We start from the raw sequence: 26,395 nt of genomic DNA, 5'->3' as shown, positions 1-26,395 counted from the left end.
TGGTAAACCAAAGAATCCTCTTTTCCTGCTAACGCTAGAATGAGGAAGCCTGTAGAACGGGCGATACGGCAAAGAGCAAGAGAGCTATTTGATTGATAAAGCTATTTGATTGATAATATCCCGATTCTCGATAAGCATTTTATAGCTTGTCCATAAAAGCTTTTTCTTGGCTAGGGAACTTATTGGCAGTTTAGAAGAAGAGAGGGGTCGAACGATGTTACGAAAAATTTCGGCTCCTGCAATTTTAAAGGCAAAATCCCTGTCAAAACCTTTTACAGGTTTATAATGGTTTAAGACGTAAAGAATGTGTTCGGGCAAGTTCGATAGGAGAAGGTGGGCTAAAAGAAATCCCAGGTCTATTTCCGGTCTTCCACAAATCATGGATTCAAAGCCCCTGATTTCAGGGCCGTTTTTTCTTTGGAACCAACATCCCGGCTGGAAGTTCCCGTGAATAAGGGTGGGACCTTGATCCAAATAGCGATAACCGGCCTGTTTCATTGCAGCATAGAATTTCCAGTCTGACATGAAACGCCGAACGAGAACTTCAAGCTGTTTTTCGCTTTCCGAGAAAGCACGATTTTTCTTGAGCTTAAAAGGCATAACAAAAAGACTTCTCCAGTGGTATTTTCGCATCGCTTGATTTTCGAACCTGAGGATTGGTCTTGTATTAAAAAAACGGTTATGGAGATAGGAGAGAAATTCCACGATTGCCGCTAAGTCATGCATTGAAAAGGATTCTTTGGAGTAGATTTCAGAAAAATCTTTAGTTGTGTCATCTGGCAGAATCAGCAGATAGTTGACTTTGTCCACCAGGAGGGGTTGACTGATAAAGCTTCTGAGGAAAGGATCATTGAAAGCCATATTGTAAAATTCGACTTCTCTGGATATCCTGCTCATCGGGGCACGGCTTAAAGGAAAAGCTTCAATCCAGGGTCTAGCTTGTTTTAAGATCACTGTCCTATTGCTTGTCTGCACCTTGACCATTTTATCGATCGTCGAGCCTTTAGAGCTTTGAGAGGAGAGAACTCTCTCTCCAGGTTGAAGAAAATGGATCGCTTTTAAATAAGCTTCAATTTTTGGACAATCTTCTTCCAAAAAGAACAGCTCGGGGAAATTTTTTTTCCAATCTTCGCTGTTTTTAGGAATTCTTTTTTTCTTTGGGTTGAAAGGGAGAAAAGAAGAAAACATGATCTTTTAATCCTACTGTCCTCTATAGATATGAGCCGTATTGCCTTGTTTATATTTCTTTAAGAATGAGAGGAAGAGATTATATTTTTTAAGACTGTCCTCCCGTTTTGGGCTAGATCATCTTCAAGAAAAAAAGGATATTGAGCCGGATTAAATAGAGGGCCAACCGGATGGGAAATTTCAATTTCGAATAAGCCCTAAAGAATATTGTTAAAATTCTGCCGAAGTCTAAAGTCTATGTTCAATCTTTGTTTTAATTTTGTATTCTAAATATTTATCATGATATTTTATTATGAACGCTTACGAAAACTTCCTTGCTACGGCGGTTCACCTCAAAGAGTTGCCTGAGGAGAGTATAAATCTTCTTACCGATATTCTTAAGTCTGTTATTTCGTTACATCTTTCCAAGAATAATTCTTTAGTCGTTTCGGGGTTTCAACCGATTGGCAATGAAAAAACAACACCGTTTGAAATAGATTTTCAAAAGCTGATCGGGATCGTTGAAGAATCCGGTCAACAAGGAATAGATCTTGCCGAGCTCGGCAAGAAACTGGGCTGTCCCAAGGAATTTTTGCTTCGTTTCGTTTCCCATTTCCCGCGGGAGATCGAACAGATCGGAGAAGAACGCTTGATCCACAGAAAATATGTCCAAACAGAGACCGATTCCTCAAAGTTTGCGGGCCGGCGAAAGATTACGGTAGAAAAATTTCTAAGTTTCATTAAGGAAGGTCCCATCCCTATTGATGTTTTAGCCACTAAACTTGGAGTTAAACCGGCTTCTTTGAGGGTCTTTTTAAGCCGGCACAAGAAAGAGCTTAAAAACGTAAAATTTGAAAAATCCTACTTTATGATTGTTAACTCCCGGAATAAAAAAACCGAGGCGATTAAGACCAAGAAAGTCTTAAAAATCCTATCCGAAGCGGGAGGAAGAATAACGAACCGGGATCTTGCCTTTAAACTCGGGAAAACAAACAGCCAGCTTTCCGACTGGTGGGCTGATCTTGTGCAAAAAAAAGCAAAGCAACTTGAAAAGATAGACTACGATCCTCAAGAACACGTGTTTTTATTGAAGGGATAAAAAGTGGATGACCGGTCTTTAATGTCCAGTCAGTTTTTGCCTTTTCTTATTTTCCATGAGGAAAAAGCCTTGTAAAATTTTTATCCTTTTTTGGATCTTCTGGTATTCTCTCATTGCTTGTCAGGCGGGTCCCTTTACCAAGGAGGAGAAGAATATTCTAAAAACGCAGCCTCCTTTTTCTGTCATTATTGCCCATCCTGAAGAATTTATTGGAAGTCGGCTTTTTTTAGGCGGAGTCATTGCCCAAGTGCAGAATTTGCCGGATAAAACCCTCATGGAAGTCATCCATAAACCTCTTTCTCGGAGTTTCAAAGTCCCTCTCTCCACCGATCTCAGTTATGGAAGGTTTATCGTTTCAACCAAAAAATTTTTGGATCCTTCCATCTATACAAGAGGCAAAAGTGTTACGGTTATAGGGAGGTTAAGCCGGGTTCAACGGGGAATTATTGGTCAAAGACCTTATAAATACCCCGTAATCTCGGCTTCCCACATCCATCTTTGGTCAGATACTTACTGAAGCCAACAGCTTTCAAAAAAAATCTAACTGTTGCCATTGGATTCGGACGGATAAATGCTTATACTTGCCTAAGGGAAATACCGCAATATATTCTCCGCATTTTCCCAATATTTTTTCCTTTTTCAGGATTGACTTTTTCCTGTTTTGTCATCTGCTAGCAATGATGGACAACGATCGAAAAGAGCCCAAAGATAAAACGAAAAAACAGGAATCTAAAAAAACAGCTTTCAGCGTATTTTTGATTCTCATGCTCCTTTTTCTCCTCTATTTTGGTGTTTTGATCTTTTCAGCGATTAACCAATCGAGCCCCTATGAAAGGATGTTCCACCGGTAAAGGGATGATTGCAGGTGGATTTTCTGTTTATCGAAAGTAATTAATTGTTGCAACTTGCTTAAAGGGCATAGATAATTGCAGTCGAAAAGCTTATACTGGTGAAAATTGCTTGGTTTAGTCCTCTGCCTCCCAAAAAATCGGGGATCGCTGATTTTAGTTCTAATGTTATTCCCTATTTAAAAAAAGTTTCAGAGCTTAGCCTTTTTGTTGAAGACTATTGTCCCCAATACTCCTTTACAAAGGGATGTTTGGTTATTCCCTACGTCGAAAGAGACAAGATCGATTGGAAAGTCATGGAGAAGCTCGAGGATTATGACCTGGTGTTTTTCAACATGAGTAATGATTTTCGTTTTCATTCCTATGCTTATGAGCTCCTGTTAAGATTTCCGGGTATAGTCATTCTTCATGACTATGTATTGCAATTTTTTTATGCGGGATACTATCTGATCATAAAGAGAAATTTTTCGGGATACGTGGAAAAGTTTAAGGAACTTTATTCTTTGGACTTAGTTAATGCGCAATCTCTTAAAGAAGGGCCTTCAGCGGTTCTGAATTTTCTTAAAAAGGTTTATGAAGACCAATCGATTCTTCAGTACCCGATGAATGAAGAAATTATTTCAAAATCTTCTTGTGTAATAACCCATTCCTTTTTTGCCCTAGAAAAAATCAAAAAATATAATTTATCTAAACCGGCATTCAAACTTAACCTTCCCTTTACCTTGTCCGAAGAAAATATAGCTAGCCTCTCTCAAAAGAATGTTTTGTTGTCCCCTCACAGGGGTAAAGAAAAACTCGTTGCGGCGACTTTTGGTTATGTATTGCCCAACAAGGCTTACGAGTCCATTTTCAAAGTCTTGCAAAATTCTTCTTTTCTACAACAAAACATGGAATATTGGATCATCGGGGGCACATTCTTTTGGTATAATATTCATAGTCTCATAAAAAAATACCAACTAAAGAATATCGTTAAAGTTTTCGATTACCAACAACCTGCTCAAGTTATTGAACTGCTTTCCCAAGCGGATATCTGTATCGCTTTAAGGGCCCCTACCATGGGAGAAACCTCAAGTTCACTCCTCAACATGATGCTTATGGCCAAGCCGGTAGTGGTATTAAATTCGGGTTGGTATAAAGAACTACCCGATGATTGTGTCTTGAAGATCGATCCTTGTTGTGTAGAAAAACAACTGGAAGAAATCTTATTAGAAGCGTTTGAAGAAAGACAAAAATTAAGAGAAATTGGAATTCGGGCAAAAGAATACATTTTAACGTATCATACACCCTATCAATACGTTGAAAATCTCATCGATTGTTCTCAAAAGCTCAATATTCGTTCTGAAACAAAGTAAGATTAATATTTCTTAAAATTAATCAAAAAAGGGATAAATCTATTGAAAATAATTTCTCTTATATGACAACTATTATTGCAATAAAATAAAAATCAAGTTATTCAAAAAAATCAAAATCGATCATCATGTCAATTGTAAATAAGTAATTTTGTTAAAGATGTTGAAAAAGCTTTTTAGTAATTACTATTGAAAGCGTATAGGATGGAAAATTGAGTATGTAAAAATCATGCGGAAAAAACAACCCTGAATAATATCGAAGCAAGGAGGTAAGTGATCCTGGAAGATGAAAAAGCAATTCCATTTAAGCCGTGATGGCCGCAAGGCCTGCGGTTGTCCTAAATGTAAATTTAAAACTACTTGAAGCCTGATTGGTTTTTGTAGAAAAGGAGCAGCAAAGCAGGCATTCAGCTTGATTTTATATTGAAAATAATCTTGTCAATCGGTCCCCAACGCCGTCCCTAGCCTCAAAGATGATTAGGAATTTTAATCGATTGCATTTTTCAATTTTTCCTTATGACCCTATCCGCGACTATTGGATTAACTAAAAAAAAGTCGTTTTTTCCCTTTTCCAGGTTAATATGGGTTTTTGCGCTTAAGCGGGGTTGAAAAATAATGAAAATTTACGTGGTTTTTTATTCGATGTATGGTCATACCTATAGGATGGCCGAAGCTGTTGCTGAAGGAGCCCGATCCGTTAAAGGAGCACAGGTCGTCCTGAAAAGAGTTCCAGAAACGTTAAGTAACGAAATTCTCCATAAAATGGGAGCGGTTGAACCCCAGAAAGCCTTCGCCCATATTCCTGTCTGTCCTATTGAAGAACTGGGAGAAGCCGATGCGATCATTTTTGGCACCCCCACTCGTTTTGGCAACATGTGTGGCCAGATGAGGCAATTTCTGGATAGTGCAGGCAAGCTTTGGCTGAGCGGCAAGTTAATAGGCAAAGTGGGCAGTGTCTTTTGTAGTTCTAATACACAGCATGGGGGACAAGAAGCGACGATCTTGACCTTCATGGTGAGCTTGCTTCACCTAGGGATGGTTATCGTTGGCCTGCCTTATTCATTTACTGGGCAAATGGTTGTGGATGAAGTCAGCGGTTGTTCTCCCTATGGAGCTTCGACAATAGCTGGAGGCGCAGGAGAGAGAATGCCCACGGAAAACGAGCTGGCTGGAGCCAGATTCCAGGGAAAGCATGTGGCAACCCTTACCGCAAAGCTTGTCCGTTAAGACCTATGGCCTATCAACCTATCGAGAACTATGCCATTATAGGAGACATGCACACGGTGGCCCTTGTCGCCATCAACGGTTCAATCGATTGGTTATGTATCCCTTTTTTTGATTCCCCTAGTGTATTTGGGGCTTTGCTGGACGACGAAAAGGGTGGGCGTTTTCAAATTACACCCCATGAAACCGATGTTCGTTGCAAGCAGTTCTATTGGCCGGGGACAAACGTACTGGTCACCCGTTTTCTTTCTTCCCAGGGAGCGGCCGAGCTTACCGATTTTATGCCTGTGGAATCGGTCAATGAAACCGGCTTGCATCGGTTTCGTCTTATTCGCAGGTTAACGGTTGTTCGCGGAGCTATAGATTTTATTCTTGAATGTCGTCCCGCCTTTAATTATGCCTTAGATCCCCATCAGACAGAACGAATTACGGCAGGAGCTGTTTTTTCTACGGAAAAGTTGAAGCTTCTTCTTTCTACGGATAAGCCCTTTGAAATATCTAAAAATGGAGTTGTTTCAAGATTTACTCTTAGGGAAGGGGACACAACGGTATTTGTCCTTAGTCAAATGACCCCGGGTTCAGAATGGGCGATGCACACCTCAAACAAGGAGGCTGAAAGGCTTTTCAGGGTTACCGTAGACTATTGGAGGGACTGGATTGCTCAATGCCAATATTCGGGCCGTTGGCGGGAAATGGTTTACCGCTCAGCATTAACTTTAAAGCTTCTTACTTTTAAACCCACCGGAGCTATTATCGCCGCCCCTACAACAAGCTTACCCGAGGAAGTCGGAGGTGAGAGGAACTGGGATTATCGCTTTAGTTGGATTAGGGATTCGGCTTTTACCATCTATGCTTTCATGCGCCTTGGCTTTACAGAAGAAGCGCAAAGATACATGGAATTCCTTTCCAAGGTTTACCGGGGTTTTTCGGGAGATAAACCTCCACTGCAAGTCATGTATGGGATTGATGGAAAAACGGAATTGAAAGAAATGGAACTACACCACTTGGAGGGATATAAAGGCTCTAGGCCAGTAAGAATCGGTAATAATGCTTACAAGCAGCTCCAGCTGGATATCTATGGTGAGCTTGTTGATGCGATCTATCTTTGTAATAAGTATGGAGCTCCCATTTCCTACGAGGAATGGCAGGAAGTAAAGCGTTTGATTGATTGGGTGTGCCGACATTGGCAACAGGAAGATGAGGGAATATGGGAAGTGAGGGGAAGACGGCGGCACTTTACCTATTCAAAGTTAATGTGTTGGGTAGCCTTGGATCGTGGCTTAAGGTTAGCTGAAAAAAGATCGTTTCCTACCGATGTCAGCGGCTGGCGAAAGGTGCGCAACGAGATTTACACTTATATCTTGGAAAAAAGCTGGAATCCAAGGCTAAAGAGCTTCGTGCAGTACCCGGGTTCGGATGCCTTGGATGCAGCCACTCTATTGATGCCCATGGTGTTCTTGGTTTCTCCTACGGACCCTAAAATTCTAGGGACCCTGGAGGCGGTCATGCGTCCTCCTCAAGAGGGAGGTCTTCTAGCCAATAACCTTCTTTATCGCTATAACCTGGACAAAACCGCCGATGGGTTAAGGGGAAGAGAGGGGACTTTTAATATTTGTACCTTTTGGCTTGTAGAAGCTTTGGCCCGGGCGGGGCAATTCAAGGGCGATCTGCTTGAAGAGGCTCACCTGCTTTTTGAACGGATGCTTGGATTTGCCAACCATGTCGGTTTGTATGCGGAGCAGACCGGTTTTAGCGGAGAGGCCTTGGGGAATTTTCCCCAAGCCTTTACCCATCTCGCCTTGATCAGTTCTGCTTATAATCTGGATAAGGCACTGGGAACTAGAGGGTAATTTCTGAACGGTAAAAACGATCTTGGGAGAAATCGGTCAAGTCATTGAATGGGCAAGGAGGCCAAAGGCCTTAAAATAAAATTTTGTATGAAAGGAGATCATTTTCCTCAAAATGGGGCTTAAGATTGCCCTGAACAAAAAGATATAGGCTAGAAGCTAAAGCAGTTTTTACCGTTGAATGAGGATGCTCTTTTTTTTTGCGTATGCTTATATGTTTTTGGGCACATTATGGCAACTGTGACCGGGGCTTATGCCTGTGGAGCGAAAGGAAGGTCTTGGCCTTTTACCCTGGCTGAAGCTAACCTCGCTCAAGAGCAGGAAACCGGTTTTAACCATGTTTTTTTCGGGGATGCATGGGCTCCCCAGCGGAAGAAAGGTTAAAGTATTTAAAAAAACAGGAGGGATTAAAAATCCTACCAAAACTGAATTTTTTTCTTTTTTTTAAAATTATTTTTATAGTAATGTTATCTCATTCAATACTCATACTAACATGAAATCCCTAGTTTTATTCCTGATTGGAACGGTAGGAACATTATTTATTTTGCCTTGTTCTTCGTTTGCCGATTGTGGTCATGTCTGCAACAAAAATGCCGGCAGGTTCAAGTGTCCTGTTATGGAAAAGGATGGCTATTCTGTGCATATGGATCTTTACACTCAGAAATCGATCTACCAAGGGGACACCTTTTGTGACAATGTTCCCGATCCCGGACAAGCGACTATAGTGGTGGACCTGATCAATGATAAGGCAAGAACGACCCCCGTTATGGTAAAGCTTTTTTCTGAAAAAAATGAACTGGTTAAATCCCTTCCCCTTCAAACTTATCCTGGGGGGACCATTTCATTTCCCGCCTACTTGGAAAAAGGAAGGTATCGGTTGGAAGTGATCATGCAAAAGAAGAAGGGTGAAGAGCTCACTTTTGATTTTCCTATCGTGGTTGCTATCAAGCCCTGGAGTTATTATTTTACGGCTAGTCAAACAGGGATTTTACTCTGGGCGGTGGGTTTAGCGACCGTCTTAAGTTTTTCGCTTTTCCGGATGGATGGACTTTTAAGAAAGTAAGCAAGTTTTGAACCCTAGAAATTATTCTTGGGAATGATGGGCTTTGCTTTTTATTGTATCGAGCTTGAAATGAGCCTCCCCTTGTAGCTTCACAAGGAGGGGAACCCTGTAAGCGAGGTAATACTTTTTGGATAAGTCCTGAAGTTTCAAAAGACCCAGAAAATTCGGGAGTAGTTTTCCCATTACCAGAGAATAGTCGGTTATTTTCCTTCCTCCAAGCTTAAAGTTTATCCCGTAACCATCCAGTTCTTCAGCCAAGGTCGTTTCCCTGGGAAGGCCGCCTAGATTTTTGCTGCAACAACCCATGCCTAGGCAAGAGGAGCCGATCACAGGGAAAATCATTTCTTTTGCGAAGCCTCGTTTAGCCTTTTATGCTGTTCCAGGATGTACCGGCGGATCTTTTCCTTGTTGTAATAGGGGAAATTCCCGTAGTCGTAATCCCCAAACAAGACCATGAAGGAGTAATCCAACTGCGGGGAACAAGGAGGATGATGCTCTGTTAAATCATCGTCCGGTCTAAAAAGACCAATATCCGAAGGTACGGCATTTGGCACATATATAGGATGCTTCACATACTCGGGGTTATAGATATACCTATGCCAGCCGTAAAAGGCGTTTTCATCCCACCCGTAAAGCCTTGGAGCATCCGGCCGGCCGTTAAAAACATAGTTTCGAAGCTTCTCAAAGAATGTTTCTCCACTTACTTCTTCGCTTTCCTTTAGGGATCCTTCGCTTGAAAACTGGAGATCCTTAAGATCTTCTAGATCCTTAATCCCCAAAAAATACAAAAACCCGTGGGTTTCAAATCCTTCATTGTAACCTTGAGGGAAGAAAAAGTCCGTTTTCCCTACCCCGTCTTCTTTCCAACCGCTAAAGGTAGTTTCTATGGCCGGACTGCCGTCCTGTCCCAGGTCCACTACCTTCAAGGGCCACCCCGTGGCCTTATCCACATAAAGGGTCTTTTCTAGTCTCGCCTGCTTTTCCTCGATCTCTACTTCGTTCCCGTATATAACTACTCCAGACCCCAAGGCCCTCTTGTATGGTTTCATATATATTTCCTTAAAACTCACCAAGCGGCTTGCCCGGTAAAGCCGGACCGTTTTTTCTCCCCACCTCTCTTCCCCTAAAAACCTATACACCCAAAGCCCGGGGGAAGAAAAAGGCAAGGGTTCAAAACCCTCGGCCGGAAATTCCATGAATGGAAAAGAAAAGATCACCCCCGGGGATGAATCGTGGTCTTCCTTGGAGTAATCGACAAAGTCTACTTCGCAAAGCCACCAGTTATAGGGCTCCTCCAAGTAATTATTGGGACTGCATATGAGCTTATCACGATTTTCCTTTTTCTTGAGATCGACCGCCGTGTACTTATCGTAACTGCGGCTCTTCTTCCCGTAGATGTAATACTCGATGACCCCAGCCTTGGGATAGGTAAACTTCATGTTCTTGCCCAGCCGGTCTATCCTCCTTTCAGCTTTGCCTTCTTCATCTTCTACCAAGGTCAGGTAGGTCATCCGCAAAGGATAGGGAAGGGAAAGGATTTGCTGATCGGTTTTCTTTACCGCTTCCATCCGCTCGGTCACCGTAAAGTTATAAGGCAAACTAAAAGGCAAGGTAGCAAACAAAAAGGAAAAGATCATCGGCCATACCCTCCTCGATCCCTCTGGCGGTATCGGTCCAAGTCCAAGGAAAGGTAGCGTTGCTTGTCTTGGTACAGGTTCAAGTTCAAGTTGAGGTAGCTTTCCTTGTTTCTGGCCTCCAGCCCTTCTTCCAGTAAAGAAGCCTGCTCCCTAATCTCCTTGGCTTTCTCTTCGTAAGTCTTGACATTCCAATGTTCGTTTAGTTCGCTAGCTTTCCTTCCTCCAAGCTTAAATTTTATCCCGCAGCCTTCTAGTTCTTCAGCCAGGGTCGTTTCCCTAGGAAGGCCGTCTATATTTTTGCTGAAGTGCAAAGCCCCGTTGTATGAAAGGGTCAGGGAGCGGGGATTGTTTTTGGCGATCGTGTAGAGGTTCCAGCCCATTGCCTTGTCTCTCTGGCTGATGAATTCAGGGGTAAAGGACTCGTCCCATTCATCACAAAAATCGTTAAGATCTTCCTGTGTCCAATACCTAAAGGGTACATCTCTGCAGAAAATACGCAGGGGATGATGAATCTCTACCTCTTGCAGAGGCGGCTCTTTGTCTTGACTATGGCCAACCTTATCCAGTCGGGGGGCGTGATCAAAGATGTTCAAAAATTTTTCTAATTTTTGGGAAATCTTTTTTTTCCCTTTCTCAAAAAGTTCCTTGTTTTCCTTTTCACAATATTCCATTAAGTAACTTTTGAATCGGTCCCTGAGATCCCATCTTTCTTTTCCAAGAGGAAGGTCTTTTATCCGTTGCCGGTAGCGGTCCACTTCTGGCTGGAGCTCTTTCGGCAGGTTAATTACTTTATACCATTGATCCTCATCTATCGCCTTGAAGTGGTCCGCCAAGGGTGCATCGATGCAAAAAACGCTTACCTTTTCTTTCCTTCCAGCATTCCACCGGCCAACGGCTTTGAGAATTTCCTTATATTCAGGGGTTATTACAATATGGTAATCTCCCAGGCTTGCGGTTTCCCATTGGATTTTGCAGACTTCTTTCTCTATCCCATCTTGTTTTTCTTTAGGAAGTCGGGCGTAATTTTCGTAAAGGTTAAGGATCCGGTCCACGTAGGGTTGGAATTCGGGAGGAAGCTCGATGGCTATTCTCCTCATTTTCTTTGCGTAGAGCTGGGGAAGCTGCTTGAGAAGAAGTTCCTGGTAGTCGTGAGGCCCCTTACCTAAAGCATGCCTTTCCCCAACCAAGAGGACGGGGCCAAGCTTGGGTCTCTGCCAGGGGAAAAGGGGTTGCCCGTTTTCCTCGATATCTCTCGAAGAGCGGTCCATAGGCGGCAAGGTCAAGGAAGATGGCCTTATTTTAGCCTAGAAATCCCGGGCAAAGCATGTGAAAGCTTTGTCAATTTTTTGTGACGGTTTTGTTTCGATTTTGTTTCGATTTTTCGATCTGGATTGAGGATTTAAAAAATTTCGTCGGATGGATTGGTTTTCCAAAATCAAGGCTTGTGGTGAATTTAAAAGAAAAAAAGGTTGCAGCAGAAAGGAATTTTTGAAGGCTTAAAAGAATAAAGTTTTTGACTACAAGAAATGTGGAGGTTAGGGGATTCGAACCCCTGGCCTTCTCATTGCGAACGAGACGCTCTACCAACTGAGCTAAACCCCCATCTTCTACAATCTACAATAAATTCCTATTCTTTTGTAAAAGTTCAAGATGAAAGAGAAAAGGGAAAGTTTTCTTGGTCAACGGAAAGGAAGCGGGATTAATCCGTTTCTTTTTGCTCTTTTTTAGGACGAAGAATGGGGAAAAGGATGACATCCCGAATGGATTCCTGCCCGGATAAGAGCATGGTCAGCCTATCGATTCCCAACCCGATCCCTCCGGCAGGCGGCATGCCATATTCCAGGGCAAGAAGAAATTCCTCGTCGATTTTTTGCTTTTCTTCCCCGGCTTGTTTTTCGAGCCTTTCCCTCTGGACTATGGGATCGTTAAGTTCGCTGTAGCCCGGGGCAAGTTCCTGGCCGTTGACGATCAGCTCAAAGACCTCTACAAAGCGGGGATCCTCTTTTTTCTGCTTGGCCAAAGGGACGAATTCGGTCGGCAGTTCGGTCACAAATAGGGGGCCCATGGTTTTTGCTTCGACCTGTTTTTCGAAAAGGTGCCGGCAGAGGTCAGTTTCTGTGAATCCTTCTTTAATTTCGATTTCGAAGCGGGCTGCTACCTTTATTTTTTCTTCCCCGCTCAAACTGAACCAATCTTCGCCAATAGCCTCACAAAGGACCTCTTTGAAAGGGCGCCTGGGCCAAGGAGGAGTCAAGTTGATGGTTTTGGCTTCCCCGAATTGTTTTGAGGCGGGAAATTGCAAGGTTCCAAATACCTTTTGGGCTACAGCTACAATCATTTCTTCGAGGAGCTTAGCCATCGATTGGCAATCCCCGTAGGCCCAGTAAGCTTCAAGCATCGTAAATTCAGGGTTATGTTTTCTTGAAATTCCTTCGTTACGAAAATTACGGTTAAGTTCAAAAATTTTCTCGAACCCTCCTACCAGGAGCCTTTTCAGGTAGAGCTCGGGGGCTATCCTTAAGTAAAGGGGAATACCCAGGGCTTCATGAAAAGTTTTGAAAGGATTGGCTGCTGCCCCTCCGGCTACCGTTTGCATCATCGGGGTTTCTACCTCTATGAATCCCTTGTTATGTAAGAACTCACGGATTTCCTTGATGATTTGGCTTCGTTTCAAAAACACTCTTTTGACTTCAGGATTCATGATTAAATCCAGATACCTTTGCCTGTACCGGGCTTCGACATCCAGCAGTCCATACCATTGAGAAGGGAGCGGGCGAAGTGATTTGGCTAGGAGCTGCCAGCTCTTTACCCTAACCGTCTTTTCCTTTGTCTTTGTAAAAAAACAACTCCCTTCAACCCCAACGATGTCACCGATGTCCAAGTGCTTGAGCTGCTTAAAAGCAATCTCCCCACAAGATTGGGGATTGGCATAAATCTGCATCTGAGAGCCTTGATCTTGAATATGCGCAAAAAAACTCCTCCCCATGTCTCTTATCGAAAGGATGCGGCCGGCAATCCGGACGGATTGGTTTTCTTTAAACGGCTCAAGAACGCATTCTATGGGCTGGGTATCGAAAAAGGGGTGTCCAAAAGGGTCGATTCCTTGAGATTTCCAATAATCGAGTTTTTCCCTGCGAATTTTGAGTAGTTCCGATTCAGTGTTCGAAGACATAGTCATTATTGGATTTCCTGCATAAGTGGTTATAACGATAAAGCTTAATCTCCCCTGTATATGCACCGCGTGCGGGCTGTTTCTTGAATGGTGATTTCGTAAAGGCCTGGCAATTTGTCTTTAAGTTTATTCCAAAACCACCCGGCCATGTTTTCTATGGTGGGATTGCTTAGCCCCTCGATGTCATTTAAATAATAATGATCGAGTTGTTCAATGAGAGGGCAGACAGCTTCAGAAATTTTCCCGTGATCATAGAGAACCCCTTTTTGAGGATCTACTTCTCCCCGAACGGACACGGTGAGCTTAAAACTATGTCCATGAGTCCTTCGGCATTTGTGGCCTTCGGGAAACGAAGGCAAAGCTTGGGCCGCTTCAAAGTCGAAGTCTTTAGATAAAATAACATGCATGGAATCTTTTTCCTGATTATTCCCTAGGGTTAATTTTGGACAAACGAAAAAATATACAATACAATAATAGGGCATTACTTTTAAAGCTTTTCTGTAAAAAAGAAAAATTAAAAAACCCATCAATAAAAAAGCCTATGGAATATACAATTTTGGGGAAAACGGGATTTAGGGTTTCTAGGTTGGGAATAGGGACGGCAGAAATAGGTTTTCAACATATGTCGGTAGCTTCGGTCTCTGAGCTTCTTCTTTTTGCTCTTGATCATGGGATTAATGTCATTGATACGGCGCGCGGCTACGGTTCTGCCGAAGAACTCATAGGTAAAACTCTTGGTCACCGCAGGAGAGATTTCATCATTGTTTCCAAGTGCGGTTATGGGGAAGTCGAAGGGATGGAATTTTTGCCTCCCTGGTCTAAGAAAAAAATTTCTGTTTCGGTAGATCAGTCTTTAAAAAAGCTCCGTACCGACCATATCGACGTGATGCTTCTCCATACGTGTGAAAAAGACGTTCTTCAGAAAGGAGAAGCCCTAGAAGCATTACTGTTAGCCAAGGAAAAAGGCAAAATTCGCTTTATTGGTTATTCAGGAGATAACGAAGACAGTCTCTATGCTTTAAGTCTTCCGCCAATCGATGTTCTTGAGTGCAGTTTCAATGTTACCGATCAGTATAACTTGGAAAAAGTGCTGCCGCTGGCCAAGGAAAAAAATGTCGGAGTTTTAGTAAAAAGGCCTTTGGCTAATTGCCCTTGGAAAGATCCCTTGACATTACCTTCCTATGCCCGGGAATATGGAGAAGAATACCGGAGGAGATTCAAACAAATGGGGTTAAAGGCATCTGATCTGGGGATCGAAGAAGAAGCTTGGGCGGAGTTTTTTCTCCGTTTTGTTCTTTCTTTTCCAGAGATCCACGTGGTTTTAGTCGGTGTGAGCAAGTTGGAACATCTTGTTGAAAACCTGCAAACTTTAAAAAAAGGAGCCCTTCCCCAGGTCGTTGTGCATAATGTAAGGGAAGCTTTCAAAAAAGCCCAAAGCTCTTCTAACGAGCTTTGGGTTGGTCAAGGCTAACCTATGCTCAACCTTGATCACCGGGCTGAGATAAACTATGAACGAGGCTAGGCTATTCGTAAAGGTGCAAGCTAACGCCAAAAAGACCGAGATTTGCGGCAGTTACGCCGATGCCCTTAAAATCAGATTATCAGCACCTCCTGTAGAAGGAAAAGCCAACGATGCTTTGCTTTCCTTTCTTTCTTTACGTCTCTGTGTTCCTAAGCGGCTTATCCGTATAGAAAAAGGGGAAAAAAACAGCAAAAAAACGGTTGTCATTGAAGGATGGACAAGAAAGGAAAGTCCCCTCGATTGGCTTCTTAAAGAAGCCGGTGACTCAAAAAAACCGTAGCGATGAATGGATTGTTAATCTATCCTCTAAACTTTTGGTTTGCGGCCTATTCTAGGCAACCGTTTTCTTGTGTTTTTTGCCTCCTCTTTAGGATATTTTTCTTTTTTTCCCTTTTCATGTTGTTTTCTGTTCCTCTTTTTTCCGCTCCAATGAAATTTGTTCCTGATCTTAAACAATCTGAGCTTTTTGTTGAAGATACAGAAGGGGTTCATTTTAAATACCCCATCATTATTAACTCCTACACGGTTATTCCTCCCGATGCTTTGCTAAGGGTAATCTATGTTAAGCCTGAGATGGAGCTTTTAACGAACGGTCCCACTCCGGCGGAAGACGAAGGCAAACGGGGAGGGCTTTCTGCAGCGGCTTCAAGATCTACTCCCGCCATGGAAACAGAACCCCAACAAGGGGCCTTTCGGGAAGATACTCCCCAAGAAAGAGAGATGAAAATAATCAAACAGACCGTTTGGACTACTGGGATAGCCTTTTATCAGGCTTTCGATTTTCTCGATGCGGAGGATTTAAGGATAATCTATAAGGAAAAAAACAAACACTCTTTTTCGGATGAACCGATTAGTTTTCCCGAAGGGATGATTTTAGCCCAGGTCGATTCAAAGATTGTCATTATCGCCTTAGAGGAAAAGGGTAACGGATACAGGTATGGACTTAAAGCCGGAGATCAGATTTTGGCCATAAATGATGTGGGTATAAACGGCAGTCTGACTGAGTTTCTTTCGCTCTATAGAAAAGAAAAATTTGGAATTAGCAGGACAAGAAATGCGATGAAATTTCTTGTTGCCAGAATAGGAGAGGAGAAGCCTACTGAAGTGACTCTTCCCCTTCCTCCTTCTTTGCAAGGAGGAATTCTAGATGATCCCTTTATCGCGGAGCCGGTTCGAAAGAGAAACTGAAGATTTTTTTAATATTTTAAATAAAAGGGGTTAATTTTTTTTATTTCCAGATATTTTTGTTCAAAATTGGAAGATTGACAGCCATTACTATTAATGGCATAAAATGCGATCACGACTAGAAGAGGAGAAAACATGAGAAAAAAAGAACATTTCTTTTTGTAATCAACCCTGTAAGGTTCTTTTCCATGTTTATCGGTCGGTTATTATCTTTAGTTTTGTTTGCTGGAGTAACGGTTTCAGCGGTTTTTGGATGGCTGATTGTAAAACAAAAAAATCAGTTTAAAACCGATTATTTTCGAACCGCTGAGGAATTGAAAAAGACCAGCGAGCAGTTGGAAGAATCAAAAGTCCTATTAGAGAGAACGACAAAGCATCTGGAAGAAGTTAAAGCTGAACTTGCCCAAGAAAAAGAAAGAGCCCAAAAACTGGATAGCGATCTTAAAGAGACCCAAAGCCAACTTGCCGATCTCCAGCAAAAGTCGGCCAACAGTTCTTCCCTTGTCGATCAGCATAAATCCGAGCTCGATTCTCTTACAGCAAAGCTTGAGGAAGAAAAGAAAGCCAACCAGGAAGCTTCCGAGAAAATAGAAAATTTAGTCAAGGAAAAATTAGCCTTGGAGGAGAGTTTGGCTAAAGCAACAAATGAACTCAATAGGCTAAAGCAAGCTTCCCCGGCGGTTGCGCGAGCTGTATCCATGAGGACGGGAATTCGGGGAAAAATCGTATCGGTCAATAGAAATTGGAATTTCGTTGTTTTAAATATTGGAGAAAAAGATGGGCTGGTTGAAAATGGAGAACTTGAAGTCTTTAGGAACAAACAGTTTTTAGGAAAGATAAAAATCGTTTCTACTGAGCCTTCCACCGCTGTAGCGGACATTGTTATGGATTCTCTTAAAGGAAACATTCAACCGGGGGATGATGTTATTAATTAAAAGAAAAAAACTTTTGCTTTATTTAGAAAAAAAGAAAAAATTGGTTTTTTATGAAAACAAAAATGATACCCTTGCTTTGTTTGGTCTATCTGCTTGCTATCTTGGGTTTTGGAGGGGGTTGTGCTTCGACCTCTTCAAGTTCGCCTACCTCTGATACTTCTCAGAGTTCTTCACAACCAAAGAAAAAGAAGAAAAATAATCAAGAAAATGTAACCTCTATGCCTTGGAATACCCCTCCTTCATGGCAACAGAATGGGCAGGCGGGTTCTTACATGGGAGGAATGCCCGGGGCGGGGTATTAAGATTGAAGGAAGGGGACTTTTTTCAAACCCCCTTAATATCGGGGCCCCATATGTACTTATGGATCTGAAGCCCAAGTCTTACTTTAAGCTTGTCTTCCAAGATCCATTGAGAAAGGAGTTGGGGATCCATTTCCCCAAAGACGGGAGAAAAGGTAATCGCTTTGACTTTATCTCTCCAGTGTTTTCCCTGGGTAAGCTTGTTCTTTGCCCATTCATAATCTTTTCTGTCGGCAATAACAAATTTCAGTTCATCTCTTTTACCTAGCCAATCGAGGTTGGACAGAAGATTATGTTCGCTTTGGCCGCTTGAAGGGCATTTTAAATCGACTATGCGATGGACTCTGGAATCCACCCGGTCTACAGGCAATGAACCGCTTGTTTCAAGAAGAACCTCGTAACCTAAATCGCAAAGCAAGGTTAAAAGATAAAGGCTATTTTTTTGGAGGAGGGGTTCTCCCCCGGTAATTTCCACAAGAGGAACGTCATAGGCTTTGACCTGGTCTATGACAGCCCTGATCGGCATGAGCTTTCCTCCTGAAAAAGCATAAGTCGTATCGCACCAGCGGCATCTTAAGTTACAACCGGTTAAACGTATAAAGGCGCAAGGATAGCCGGCAAAGGTACTTTCTCCTTGGATGCTGAGAAACATTTCGTTGACGAGGAGCTTAAGCTCAAGAATTTCTCTGGCACTGAGGTATACTCTGTTCATTCCAAAGAAAAACATAAATCCATAGATAAATTAAGCAACTGTTCAAACCCAAAGAGCTTAGCCTAGCGTCCCTAACCGAGGGGTATCTTGGTGGCGAGGAGCTGGGGGTCTGGATTCGGAGCTTCGTTTAAGAGCTGTCTTGCTTCAGGAATTTTACCGGGTATATTCCAGAGGAGTATGCCTAGGACTTGTAAAGAGTTATGGTAATAAAGCACCCCTTTGGATCGATCCCTGTTCCAGAAAGGAATGACCTGGAGGTTGCCATCAACGACGCCGACGCTTTCGTAAGAGAAGGAAAAAAAGTCTGAATAAAAAGAAGGAATGTGGGTGTAACTTTGGGGATGACCGGCCATGGCTTTCCCTGCATATTCTCCCATTTTCCTGGCATTATCTTCATGCTCGACGCGCATCCATCTAGCAAGCTGCGGATTGTAAAAAAAGGCTACATCGCCTGCCGCGTAAATACCTTCGACGTTGGTTTGGAGTTGTTCATTGACAACAATGCCATTTTCGGTTTTTATTCCCGACTCTTTGGCAAGTTCTACATTGGGTATGATACCTAGACCGGCAATGACACAATCAAAAGCAAGTTCTTTGCCGGCTGAGGTATAGATGATCTGCTTGTTGTTTACCTTAGAATAACCTTCAACCGATTGACGAGGGAAAAGGTTGATCCCTTTTTGTTCGAAATAATCATTGAGGCGCAGCGAAAGTTCGGCAGGAAAGATTCTTCGACCTATGCCCTCTTCTAAAAATATCATTGAGACTTTCTTTCCTAGTCCAGATAAACATGAAGCGATCTCCGTTCCAATAAATCCCCCTCCGATAATACCAAAGTTCTCTGCAGAAGCCACGATTTCCTTGAGCTTGTAGTAATCGGCCAAGTCACGATAATAGATGATATCTTGATCTTTAAAAGGCAGTGTTCTAGGTCTTCCCCCGGTGGCGATGAGCAGTTTTTCAAAGCTGAAGCTCCGGCCTTTATCCGTCCGCACCATTTTTTGTGCACTATCAAGCCAAACCGCTTTTTCCCCTATAATCAGGTCAGCCTTCTTGGTTTCGGTTCGACACCATATTCTATCCACGGGCCTTCCTTTCCACAGCCCCTTTGAAAGCGGAGGACGAAGATAGGGGGGATAAGATTCTTGGCAGATTATACCGATGGGTTTTTCGCTGTCTACACTCCGAATGGAACGAACGGCGGCATCCGCTGCCATCCCCCCGCCAATAATTAAATAGGGATAGTGGCTCATTGCTAGCTATTGTGGAAAAAGAAAAAAAAATATCAAAACAATTCTTAAGCTAAGCCAACTTCAGAATTGTTCGAGAATTTCGAAAAGGCGTATCCAGCAACCAGGCCCGAGGTAAGCTTGGGCCTGTTGGATAAGGTCATTAAAAAATCGGGGATCTTCCTTGGAGAAAAGGGCAAAAACTGAACTGCCGCTGCCGCTCATCAAACAGACTTCCGGATTGAAATGGCTTTGAATCCACTTTTTAACAGCGGGCAACCAAAGGTATTTAGAAAAAACGGCTTCTTCCAGGTCATTTACAGGCTTATCGCTTTCTTGGGATGGAGAGGGTAAAATCAAGCCCTTTTTACAGAGTTCGTCATAAGTTTTGTAAGCCCAGGGAGTGCTTACAGGGAATCCCGGGTAGATTAAGAGACCTTTACGTGGATAGGGAAAGGAGGAGGTAGGGTGAAGAATTTCTCCACGGCCCGTGCACAAGGCGGGTTTTCTTAAAAGGAAGAAAGGGACATCGCTTCCGAGCTGAGCGGCTAACCGGATGAGATTTTCCATCGTTTCATCTATTGCAAGCATTCTATTTAAAGAAAAAAGAACCGCTGCTGCATCACTGCTTCCTCCACCAAGACCTGCTCCTGGAGGAACGATCTTTGTGAGCTTTATCCTTAAGCCTGTTTTGAGCCCATGATGAGATAAAAACAAAAGCGCGGCTTTGAGCGCCAAGTTAGAGGAATCCTTGGGGACATCGAAGTCTCCCGTTGATTCAAACTCGATACCGCTAGATAAAAGGGTGATTTCGATCCGATCCCCGATAGATATCGGGGCCATAAGAGTTTGAAGTTCGTGATAGCCGTCTTTTCTTTTCCCAAAAATACGAAGTCCAAGATTGATTTTTGCCGGGGCAAAGCTATTAATATAATTTGAAGTACTCATGGATTTAAAACCGATAGTAGCCCTGGATCTCCCCGACCCCTCCGAAGCTCTTAAACTCGTTCATCTTTTAAGACCGCATATCGATTTTTTCAAGGTGGGCAGTCAACTTTTCCTTGCTGGAGGAACGGACATCATAAGAAGGATCATCGATTGTGGGGCGGATGTATTTCTTGATCTGAAATTTCACGATATTCCTCGGACAGTTTTTAGAGCGGTCACTGAAGTTGTCAAGCTTAAAGTAAAATTTACAACCGTGCATATCCTTGGAGGAAGAGAGATGCTTAAAGAAGCCCTTGAAGCTTCAGCGGGAAGCGATACGGAGATCCTCGGGGTAACAGTTCTTACGAGCATGGATGACCGGGGATTGGAAAGTATTGGAATTGCCCATGCAGTGGAAGAAGAGGTCTTATTGCTGGCGAGCATGGCCCTGGAAGTTGGGCTGCGAGGGATAGTCTGTTCGGGCAAAGAACTTCCTCTTTTGGGTAAACTAAAAAAAAGAGCGTCGATCCTTGTTGTACCCGGTATCCGTTGGAGGGGAGCAGCAGCTTATGATCAAAAACGGATAATAGAACCCGGCGAAGCAAAAAAAGGAGGAGCTACCCATGTCGTCGTCGGTAGGCCTATTTTAGAAGCCCATGATAAAGTGGGATTGGTGCAGAAATTGCTTTGTGAATTAAATGCGATAAATTGATGAGAAAAGTTAACGAGGAAAAAAATTACTTTTTTGCATGGACTCAAAACCATGGGTATTGTTTGAAACATGGCAAAAAAAGCAAAAGGCAACGCAGCGAGGGATGTGGCTATGAGCTTTGATAAACTTGATTCACTGTCTACATTACAAATTGTTGATCTTCTGGGGCAATCGTTGGTTAACGATGCTTACAGCAGGGAAGCCTTTTTTTACTTGAGAAAAAGGGTAGGGGACCTTGAAGAGACTTGCGAGAAAGCAAGAGATGCGATTGAAAAACTGAATGAGGCGGTGGATAAACTCTCTTCTCCGGCTAATCGTGTAGGCACTTTGTTGGATTTACCTAAGAGCGACGTCGGATTGGTGGCCCAAGGGGGATCAGAATTCTACTGCTTAATCGATCCCCGGCTCAAGGGAGAGACGCTTCTCATTGGGACTAGGGTTTTGTTGAACGAAGCTTATGCTATCGTTGGGGATCTTGGTTTTGATGCTTCGGGAATCATCGTAAAAATATTGGATGTTTTACCCGACAACAGGCTAAGGATAAGCCATGAGGGCAGTTTTGGAAACTTCATCGTGATTCGTTCTTCTCCCCTGATGAAAGAACGATTGAAACCCGGACTGGAGATACGGCTGGATCCCTCGCATCGTGTAGCGATAGAAGTCGTCAAATCGACAAAGACTTCTTCAAAAGTTCTGGAACGGGTACCTGAACTGCCGTGGGAAAAAGTCGGAGGACAGAAACAAGCGATCGAAGCCATCAAGGATGCCGTTGAGCTTCCCTTTCTTTATGCCGATATTTTTGCCAAGTACAAGCATAACGTGCCCAAGGGATTTTTGCTTTACGGACCTCCAGGTTGCGGAAAAACCCTTATCGGAAAAGCCACGGCTTACAACTTGACCAAGAAGTTGCGTGAAAAAACCGGGGAAGACAGGCGCGAGTATTTCATGCATATAAAAGGTCCTGAAATCCTCAACATGTGGGTGGGTGAATCCGAAAGACAGGTCCGAGAAATTTTTGAACAGGCAAGGGAACTCTCCAAGGAAGATTACATTCCCTTTATATTTATCGATGAAGCCGAATCGATCTTGGGAACCCGGAGAGCGGGCAGGTTCAACAGTATTTTAAATACCCTTGTGCCCATGTTTTGCGCGGAAATGGATGGGATCGAATCGATGAGGCAAGCGGTCATTATCCTGGCTTCAAATAGGGCGGATTTGATCGATCCGGCTATTCTTAGGCCTGGAAGAATAGATAGAAAAATAAAAGTGAATAGACCGGGTAAAGAAGAAGCCAAGGAAATTTTCCGCATCTATTTAACCGAAGATCTGCCCTATGAACCAACCCTGCTGGAGAGGTTTGAAGGGGATGTTAAAAAGCTTATCGATTTTCTCGTAGAGACGGTTGTTGAACAACAGTATGCGCGTACAGAGCAGAATCAATTTCTTGAAGTCACTTTAAAAAGTGGGAGAAGAGAGTATCTCTATAGAGGGGATCTCAATAGTGGGGCCATTATCGCTTCTGTCGTGGAAAGAGCCAAGAGCATGGCGATCAAAAGAACGATCGCCGATCCTTCCCAAGGAGGTATAAAGCTTGACGATCTGCTTTGTGCCCTCGAAGAGGAATACATCGAAAATGATATTTTTCCTCCTTCGGATATTACCGAGGATTGGCTTAAGCTTGTCGATTACGATCCCCAGAATGTCGTCAAGCTTTCTCCGATTATGCCTCGCAAAAAAGTGGTTTCTGGAGTAGTATAGTAAGGAGTGTTTTGAAAAGAAGTTAAGTTTTATGGAAAAAAAGAGGCTTTTACCTTGGTCAGTCTATTTTGGGTTGGAAACGGAATTTGGGATAGCTGTCCTCGAAAATGCCGATATTGACGTCGTTGAAGAATCGATTCATCTTGTGCGTTCGGCATCCCAGTTGGGAAGTCCCAACCTTTGGGATTATACAAAGGAGGATCCTCACCAGGATGCAAGAGGGTTTAGGGCCAGGGAGCTGCGGCAAGACGAGGATGAAGCCAATTTTTTCTCCCAGGACAGGCAGCGTCCTTATAGCTTTGAAGAGATCAAGAGCGATTTTGTACTTCGCAACGGGGCCAGGCTCTACAACGACCATACTCACCCGGAATATTCGACTGCGGAATGTTCAACGCTGCTGGAACTCGTCGCTCAAGATAAGGCTGGGGAGAGGATATTGGAAGAATGTGCCAAAGCGGCAAGCAAGAAAAGGCGTCATACTGTTTGTACGTATAAGAATAACACGGATTTTGCAGGCCATAGTTACGGCTGTCATGAAAACTACTTGATTCCAAGGCTCATCCCATGGGATAGGCTTGTTGAAGGAATGCTTCCGTTTTTAATTACTCGGCAGATTTATGCGGGAGCAGGAAAGCTGGGGTGGGAAAGGGAAGATCATGGGATGCCGGGTGGCTACCAGATATCTCAAAGGGCTGATTTTTTTACAGAACTTGTTGGGATCGATACGATGAATCGTAGGCCCATTATTAATACTCGAGACGAGCCCCATGCTAATCCCAAGCTATATAGGCGATTTCACGTTATTCTTGGAGATGCCAATCTTTCTGAGTTTTCGACATGGCTTAAAGTGGGTTCTACAGCCCTGGTGTTAGAAGCCTTGCAATATGAAAGAATCCCCAAAAAATTCTTTTTAGCCGATCCCTTGTTTGCCCACCGGAGTATATCGCGTGATCCGAAATTTCGCTGGGAAATAGAACTTGCCCAGGGAGGAAGAACCACCGCTATTGAACTGCAGAATGAATACGCGGATTGGGTGGCTCGGTACGTAGACTTGGATCATCCCGAAAAGGAAAAGGTTTGGAAGTCCTGGAAAGAGACGCTTGACACCCTGCTGAAAAATCCCTATGCATTGAAGGATAGGTTGGACTGGATGGCCAAGTTCTGGTTGCTTCAGACCTTTAAAGAAGATCAAAATCTTTCCTGGGAAGATCCCTGGCTTCAAAGTTTAGACTTGGAATATCACCTTGTCGATAGGAACCGTGGACTTTTCTATGCGCTTGAATTAGCGGGCGATATTATCCGTATAACCACTGATGAAGACATATGCCAAGCGATACAACAACCTCCTTCCTCTTCACGTGCTTTTATTCGAGGAAAATTCATTCAGCGGTTTTCGAAGGATCTCATTAATGTCCAGTGGGATTACATCGCCTTTAGGTTCAATGGTCAGACCTATAGACTGGATCTTGCATCGGCTTTTCCTGGAGTCGATCTTGAGACTTATTGCGAGGTGGTAGATAATGCCAAAAATGTAGGCGATGTTGTAAGGAACTTGAATTTGAGGCCGATGGGGAATTGATTATTTTGTTTAACCTAAAATGGAGGTAAATATGCCCACAACTGAACAAGGACAAAAAAACAAGCAGATGATTCCTTCTCCAGGCCCCGGCGGAGGAAGTGGACCGGGCCCTCAGGCTCCAAAGGTGGAAAAGCCCAATACCGAGGAAATACTGAAACGCATGCGTAAAGTTGACCCTGACCAGGCACGTCGGTACAGGCAGAGGACTGGAGAGTGAATCGATCATTGCAAGCGGGTTTTGATTCGGTTGTCTCAACCGCAGGCATAGAAAGTTTAAAGGGGGATTTTGTCTCACTGCTGAAGGAGAAGGGATTAGCCTCTTCTATTCCCGTAGTGGGGAATAACTCACAGCAATCCCTTTTAACAGGTTTCAGCATAGAATCGACAACGATCCTTGCTTTTTATTATAAAGAAGGAGTCATTGTTGCAGGAGATAGGAGGGCTACGGCCGGAAACTTGGTTATTCATGAAAGAGCTGAAAAAGTCATCTCTATAGACCGAAACACCATTTTAGCCGTGGCAGGAACACCGGCAACGGCTTTTGAAATTGCCCGCGTACTTCAGCATTCCTTTGAATTTTACAGAAGAAGCCAGCTTCAGCCTCTGAGCGTTGCCGCAAAGGTGAGAATGGTAAGCAAGCTCTTGAAAGACAACATGCCTATGTCCCTGCAGGGCATCGGTATTGTCGTCCCCCTTCTTGCATTGGGGGATCCCTTTGGAAAGGAAAAACCGGCAATTTATTTTTATGATGCCTTGGGAGCTCAATTTCAAACGGTAGATTTTGCCGTTTCCGGATCGGGTTCTGCGGCTGTTCGGAGCATTTTACAATATATCAATAGATGGAGCGGAAAACCGACGAATGAAAGAGGCGAGGAAGAGTCTATTAGCTTGGCCCTTCAGCTTCTTGATATCGCTGCAGAGTCCGACACGGCGACCGGGGGAGTTAATCGGAGGGCTAAAATATATCCCCAGGTAAAAATTTTGAAGGAAAGTGGTGTTGTTTCCGTTCCAGAAGAAAGGTTAGAAGAGTTATTTAAGAATGCCTAAAGAGACAAGAGCCGCCTTTGACTTTCTTAATCATTAAAAAATCTTTTTTTTATAAGGAGATAAGACAAAAAAAGAATTGACCGGGGTTTTTTTTCTAGATGGGCGAGTAGTTGCGGTTGCATTGAATTTTTTTTTCGGGCTTATATAGAAAAAGAGAAAAATTTTTCTTTTTTTTCTCGGTATCAAGATCAAGGAATTTGATAGCACTCTCCTGTTCTCTTTTGTATTTTTTATAGGCAATTTTAAACTGTTTTGTTCATTAACCGATGATAGATTAACAAGGAAAAGGAGAAAGAACGGTGATCGAAGAGCCATACCGTTGGCTTGAAGCCATTGCGAATAGAAGAGAGTACATAGAAGACCAGCTCGATGGGGCTGCCCCCGTTGTTATGGTTAATGGAGAACCGGGGATTATTCTAGCGACAAAAAAGGCGGGAACCCCTAAAATTTACGAAATTTACGACCATCTGGCCATGGGTTGCCTTGGTCATCCTGCGGACATGGAAAAGATCAGGCAATCTGCAATTGAGGTTGCTCACCTGGAAGGCTTTACCCGATCTAGGCAAGATGTTTCGGCTCGAAGAATCGTTGCCTATAGCTTGGCTGTTGCCCTCAAAAATGCGTTCGAGCAAATTTTTTCAGCCCCTTTTCTTTTTAGATGCTTGTTTGTTGAATTGGGGGAGAAGATCGAAAAAGATGAAGGTTGGACAGTTGATTATGACGGGAGCTATGCCACCACTTTCGGCAGAGAGATCTCCAAGGGACTGGTCATTAGCGGTAAAAAAGAAGTTATGGAGGGATTTCTTAAAGAAAGGCAAGGTTTAAGTTTCCAAGAGTTCAAAACCGTCGAGACCATGGCGGGTTATGCCATAAAACTGATATTATGGGCATCTGAGAGCTTAGATTCGAAAATAACTCTAGAAGAGGTAATAAAAAAACCGGCGGAAGAAGTTTTATCATGGGCAGCCGATTCTGATTTCGAAGTGGTATTTATGGACCGGGCTCTTTATGAACAGCAAAGTTTCAAGCCTCTTGATCGTGGAACGTGGGGGCTGAACAAGTAAAGTTCCGACGGAGAAGGGCA

General features: G+C 43.3%; 27 protein-coding genes and 1 tRNA gene. 18 read left to right on the top strand and 10 right to left on the bottom strand.

Annotation, left to right across the window (positions count from 1 at the left end; all coding sequences use genetic code 11):
• Nucleotides 1-84: 84 nt before the first annotated feature.
• Nucleotides 85-1,188 (bottom strand): hypothetical protein, encoded by a 1,104-nt coding sequence (locus MINF_RS05845; protein ID WP_012463648.1) that lies wholly within the window; start codon nt 1,186-1,188, stop codon nt 85-87.
• 292 nt (nt 1,189-1,480) lie between these two features.
• On the opposite strand from MINF_RS05845, the gene MINF_RS05840 reads away from it, so the two are divergent.
• From MINF_RS05840 to MINF_RS05805, 7 genes are all read left to right on the top strand, one after another.
• Nucleotides 1,481-2,266 (top strand): hypothetical protein, encoded by a 786-nt coding sequence (locus tag MINF_RS05840; RefSeq protein ID WP_012463646.1) that lies wholly within the window; start codon nt 1,481-1,483, stop codon nt 2,264-2,266.
• 55 nt (nt 2,267-2,321) lie between these two features.
• Nucleotides 2,322-2,783, top strand: coding sequence for a Slp family lipoprotein (locus MINF_RS05835; protein ID WP_048810202.1), 462 nt, complete (start codon nt 2,322-2,324; stop codon nt 2,781-2,783).
• A gap of 432 nt (nt 2,784-3,215) precedes the next feature.
• Nucleotides 3,216-4,466, top strand: coding sequence for a glycosyltransferase (locus tag MINF_RS05825; RefSeq protein WP_012463641.1), 1,251 nt, complete (start codon nt 3,216-3,218; stop codon nt 4,464-4,466).
• A 612-nt stretch (nt 4,467-5,078) separates the two neighbouring features.
• Entirely contained in the window at nt 5,079-5,690 is a 612-nt protein-coding gene (wrbA, locus tag MINF_RS05820) for an NAD(P)H:quinone oxidoreductase (RefSeq protein ID WP_012463640.1), read from the top strand.
• Nucleotides 5,691-5,695: 5 nt separating this feature from the next.
• On the top strand, nt 5,696-7,537 hold the full coding sequence (locus MINF_RS05815; RefSeq protein WP_012463639.1) for a glycoside hydrolase family 15 protein: 1,842 nt from the start codon (nt 5,696-5,698) through the stop codon (nt 7,535-7,537).
• Nucleotides 7,538-7,765: 228 nt separating this feature from the next.
• A complete protein-coding gene (locus tag MINF_RS11445; RefSeq protein ID WP_187146923.1) occupies nt 7,766-7,918 on the top strand; it encodes a hypothetical protein in 153 nt (50 codons plus the stop codon).
• Nucleotides 7,919-8,027: 109 nt separating this feature from the next.
• Entirely contained in the window at nt 8,028-8,597 is a 570-nt protein-coding gene (locus MINF_RS05805; protein ID WP_012463636.1) for a hypothetical protein, read from the top strand.
• Nucleotides 8,598-8,618: 21 nt separating this feature from the next.
• On the opposite strand, the gene MINF_RS05800 is transcribed toward MINF_RS05805, so the two are convergent.
• The 6 genes from MINF_RS05800 to queD form a co-directional block, all read right to left on the bottom strand.
• Nucleotides 8,619-8,939 (bottom strand): hypothetical protein, encoded by a 321-nt coding sequence (locus MINF_RS05800; protein WP_012463635.1) that lies wholly within the window; start codon nt 8,937-8,939, stop codon nt 8,619-8,621.
• Entirely contained in the window at nt 8,936-10,234 is a 1,299-nt protein-coding gene (locus MINF_RS05795) for a hypothetical protein (RefSeq protein ID WP_012463634.1), read from the bottom strand. The genes MINF_RS05800 and MINF_RS05795 overlap by 4 nt, the downstream gene beginning before the upstream one ends.
• Nucleotides 10,231-11,517 (bottom strand): hypothetical protein, encoded by a 1,287-nt coding sequence (locus tag MINF_RS05790; RefSeq protein WP_238523441.1) that lies wholly within the window; start codon nt 11,515-11,517, stop codon nt 10,231-10,233. Before MINF_RS05790 ends, MINF_RS05795 begins: the two co-directional genes overlap by 4 nt.
• Before the next feature lie 246 nt (nt 11,518-11,763).
• Nucleotides 11,764-11,836, bottom strand: a tRNA-Ala gene (locus tag MINF_RS05785).
• A gap of 97 nt (nt 11,837-11,933) precedes the next feature.
• Complete coding sequence (lysS, locus tag MINF_RS05780) at nt 11,934-13,412, bottom strand: lysine--tRNA ligase (RefSeq protein ID WP_390176029.1); 1,479 nt, start codon at nt 13,410-13,412, stop codon at nt 11,934-11,936.
• Nucleotides 13,413-13,450: 38 nt separating this feature from the next.
• Nucleotides 13,451-13,813, bottom strand: a complete 363-nt coding sequence (queD, locus tag MINF_RS05775; protein WP_048810481.1) for a 6-carboxytetrahydropterin synthase QueD — start codon at nt 13,811-13,813, stop codon at nt 13,451-13,453.
• A 134-nt stretch (nt 13,814-13,947) separates the two neighbouring features.
• On the opposite strand from queD, the gene MINF_RS05770 reads away from it, so the two are divergent.
• The 5 genes from MINF_RS05770 (at nt 13,948) to MINF_RS11180 (ending at nt 17,350) form a co-directional block, all read left to right on the top strand.
• On the top strand, nt 13,948-14,877 hold the full coding sequence (locus MINF_RS05770; RefSeq protein WP_012463630.1) for an aldo/keto reductase: 930 nt from the start codon (nt 13,948-13,950) through the stop codon (nt 14,875-14,877).
• A 37-nt stretch (nt 14,878-14,914) separates the two neighbouring features.
• The gene (locus MINF_RS05765) at nt 14,915-15,208 is read left to right on the top strand and encodes a DUF167 domain-containing protein (RefSeq protein ID WP_012463629.1); all 294 of its coding nucleotides are present in this window, start codon (nt 14,915-14,917) and stop codon (nt 15,206-15,208) included.
• A gap of 2 nt (nt 15,209-15,210) precedes the next feature.
• Nucleotides 15,211-16,116: a signal protein PDZ gene (locus MINF_RS05760; protein WP_012463628.1), complete on the top strand. Its 906-nt coding sequence runs from the start codon at nt 15,211-15,213 to the stop codon at nt 16,114-16,116.
• Between the two features lie 185 nt (nt 16,117-16,301).
• Nucleotides 16,302-17,048 (top strand): hypothetical protein, encoded by a 747-nt coding sequence (locus MINF_RS05755; RefSeq protein WP_012463626.1) that lies wholly within the window; start codon nt 16,302-16,304, stop codon nt 17,046-17,048.
• Nucleotides 17,049-17,098: 50 nt separating this feature from the next.
• On the top strand, nt 17,099-17,350 hold the full coding sequence (locus MINF_RS11180) for a hypothetical protein (protein ID WP_012463625.1): 252 nt from the start codon (nt 17,099-17,101) through the stop codon (nt 17,348-17,350).
• 22 nt (nt 17,351-17,372) lie between these two features.
• On the opposite strand, the gene MINF_RS05750 is transcribed toward MINF_RS11180, so the two are convergent.
• The 3 genes from MINF_RS05750 to ispE form a co-directional block, all read right to left on the bottom strand.
• Nucleotides 17,373-18,059 (bottom strand): radical SAM protein, encoded by a 687-nt coding sequence (locus MINF_RS05750; protein WP_148205159.1) that lies wholly within the window; start codon nt 18,057-18,059, stop codon nt 17,373-17,375.
• 71 nt (nt 18,060-18,130) lie between these two features.
• Nucleotides 18,131-19,312 (bottom strand): NAD(P)/FAD-dependent oxidoreductase, encoded by a 1,182-nt coding sequence (locus MINF_RS05745; RefSeq protein ID WP_012463623.1) that lies wholly within the window; start codon nt 19,310-19,312, stop codon nt 18,131-18,133.
• A 60-nt stretch (nt 19,313-19,372) separates the two neighbouring features.
• Complete coding sequence (gene ispE, locus MINF_RS05740) at nt 19,373-20,236, bottom strand: 4-(cytidine 5'-diphospho)-2-C-methyl-D-erythritol kinase (RefSeq protein ID WP_012463622.1); 864 nt, start codon at nt 20,234-20,236, stop codon at nt 19,373-19,375.
• Here ispE and pyrF point away from each other — a divergent pair.
• The 6 genes from pyrF to MINF_RS05710 all read left to right on the top strand — a co-directional run bounded on the left by pyrF (nt 20,235) and on the right by MINF_RS05710 (nt 26,375).
• Nucleotides 20,235-20,927 carry an orotidine-5'-phosphate decarboxylase gene (pyrF, locus tag MINF_RS05735; protein ID WP_012463621.1) on the top strand — a complete coding sequence of 231 codons (693 nt, stop codon included), beginning with the start codon at nt 20,235-20,237 and terminating at the stop codon, nt 20,925-20,927. The genes ispE and pyrF overlap by 2 nt on opposite strands.
• Nucleotides 20,928-21,038: 111 nt before the next feature.
• Nucleotides 21,039-22,685, top strand: coding sequence for an AAA family ATPase (locus MINF_RS05730; protein WP_238523440.1), 1,647 nt, complete (start codon nt 21,039-21,041; stop codon nt 22,683-22,685).
• Between the two features lie 31 nt (nt 22,686-22,716).
• Nucleotides 22,717-24,264: a proteasome accessory factor PafA2 family protein gene (locus MINF_RS05725; protein ID WP_012463619.1), complete on the top strand. Its 1,548-nt coding sequence runs from the start codon at nt 22,717-22,719 to the stop codon at nt 24,262-24,264.
• Nucleotides 24,265-24,295: 31 nt separating this feature from the next.
• Nucleotides 24,296-24,481, top strand: a complete 186-nt coding sequence (locus MINF_RS05720) for a ubiquitin-like protein UBact (RefSeq protein WP_048810198.1) — start codon at nt 24,296-24,298, stop codon at nt 24,479-24,481.
• Entirely contained in the window at nt 24,478-25,311 is an 834-nt protein-coding gene (locus tag MINF_RS05715; RefSeq protein ID WP_012463617.1) for a 20S proteasome subunit alpha, read from the top strand. The genes MINF_RS05720 and MINF_RS05715 overlap by 4 nt, the downstream gene beginning before the upstream one ends.
• 299 nt (nt 25,312-25,610) lie before the next feature.
• Nucleotides 25,611-26,375 carry a 20S proteasome subunit alpha gene (locus MINF_RS05710; protein ID WP_012463615.1) on the top strand — a complete coding sequence of 255 codons (765 nt, stop codon included), beginning with the start codon at nt 25,611-25,613 and terminating at the stop codon, nt 26,373-26,375.
• Nucleotides 26,376-26,395: the final 20 nt, after the last annotated feature.

The sequence above is a fragment of the Methylacidiphilum infernorum V4 genome, from assembly GCF_000019665.1.
Lineage (GTDB): Bacteria > Verrucomicrobiota > Verrucomicrobiia > Methylacidiphilales > Methylacidiphilaceae > Methylacidiphilum > Methylacidiphilum infernorum.
This window is presented reverse-complemented; position numbering and strand designations above follow the sequence as displayed.

Coding starts and splice junctions, on each gene's coding strand:
- MINF_RS05845 (WP_012463648.1), bottom strand. CDS start 1,188: ATGTTTTCTTCTTTTCTCCCTTTCAACCCAAAGAAAAAAAGAATTCCT.
- MINF_RS05840 (WP_012463646.1), top strand. CDS start 1,481: ATGAACGCTTACGAAAACTTCCTTGCTACGGCGGTTCACCTCAAAGAG.
- MINF_RS05835 (WP_048810202.1), top strand. CDS start 2,322: ATGAGGAAAAAGCCTTGTAAAATTTTTATCCTTTTTTGGATCTTCTGG.
- wrbA (WP_012463640.1), top strand. CDS start 5,079: ATGAAAATTTACGTGGTTTTTTATTCGATGTATGGTCATACCTATAGG.
- MINF_RS05815 (WP_012463639.1), top strand. CDS start 5,696: ATGGCCTATCAACCTATCGAGAACTATGCCATTATAGGAGACATGCAC.
- MINF_RS11445 (WP_187146923.1), top strand. CDS start 7,766: ATGGCAACTGTGACCGGGGCTTATGCCTGTGGAGCGAAAGGAAGGTCT.
- MINF_RS05805 (WP_012463636.1), top strand. CDS start 8,028: ATGAAATCCCTAGTTTTATTCCTGATTGGAACGGTAGGAACATTATTT.
- MINF_RS05800 (WP_012463635.1), bottom strand. CDS start 8,939: ATGATTTTCCCTGTGATCGGCTCCTCTTGCCTAGGCATGGGTTGTTGC.
- MINF_RS05795 (WP_012463634.1), bottom strand. CDS start 10,234: ATGATCTTTTCCTTTTTGTTTGCTACCTTGCCTTTTAGTTTGCCTTAT.
- lysS (WP_390176029.1), bottom strand. CDS start 13,412: ATGACTATGTCTTCGAACACTGAATCGGAACTACTCAAAATTCGCAGG.
- queD (WP_048810481.1), bottom strand. CDS start 13,813: ATGCATGTTATTTTATCTAAAGACTTCGACTTTGAAGCGGCCCAAGCT.
- MINF_RS05770 (WP_012463630.1), top strand. CDS start 13,948: ATGGAATATACAATTTTGGGGAAAACGGGATTTAGGGTTTCTAGGTTG.
- MINF_RS05765 (WP_012463629.1), top strand. CDS start 14,915: ATGAACGAGGCTAGGCTATTCGTAAAGGTGCAAGCTAACGCCAAAAAG.
- MINF_RS05760 (WP_012463628.1), top strand. CDS start 15,211: ATGAATGGATTGTTAATCTATCCTCTAAACTTTTGGTTTGCGGCCTAT.
- MINF_RS05755 (WP_012463626.1), top strand. CDS start 16,302: ATGTTTATCGGTCGGTTATTATCTTTAGTTTTGTTTGCTGGAGTAACG.
- MINF_RS11180 (WP_012463625.1), top strand. CDS start 17,099: ATGAAAACAAAAATGATACCCTTGCTTTGTTTGGTCTATCTGCTTGCT.
- MINF_RS05750 (WP_148205159.1), bottom strand. CDS start 18,059: ATGAACAGAGTATACCTCAGTGCCAGAGAAATTCTTGAGCTTAAGCTC.
- MINF_RS05745 (WP_012463623.1), bottom strand. CDS start 19,312: ATGAGCCACTATCCCTATTTAATTATTGGCGGGGGGATGGCAGCGGAT.
- pyrF (WP_012463621.1), top strand. CDS start 20,235: ATGGATTTAAAACCGATAGTAGCCCTGGATCTCCCCGACCCCTCCGAA.
- ispE (WP_012463622.1), bottom strand. CDS start 20,236: ATGAGTACTTCAAATTATATTAATAGCTTTGCCCCGGCAAAAATCAAT.
- MINF_RS05730 (WP_238523440.1), top strand. CDS start 21,039: ATGAGCTTTGATAAACTTGATTCACTGTCTACATTACAAATTGTTGAT.
- MINF_RS05725 (WP_012463619.1), top strand. CDS start 22,717: ATGGAAAAAAAGAGGCTTTTACCTTGGTCAGTCTATTTTGGGTTGGAA.
- MINF_RS05720 (WP_048810198.1), top strand. CDS start 24,296: ATGCCCACAACTGAACAAGGACAAAAAAACAAGCAGATGATTCCTTCT.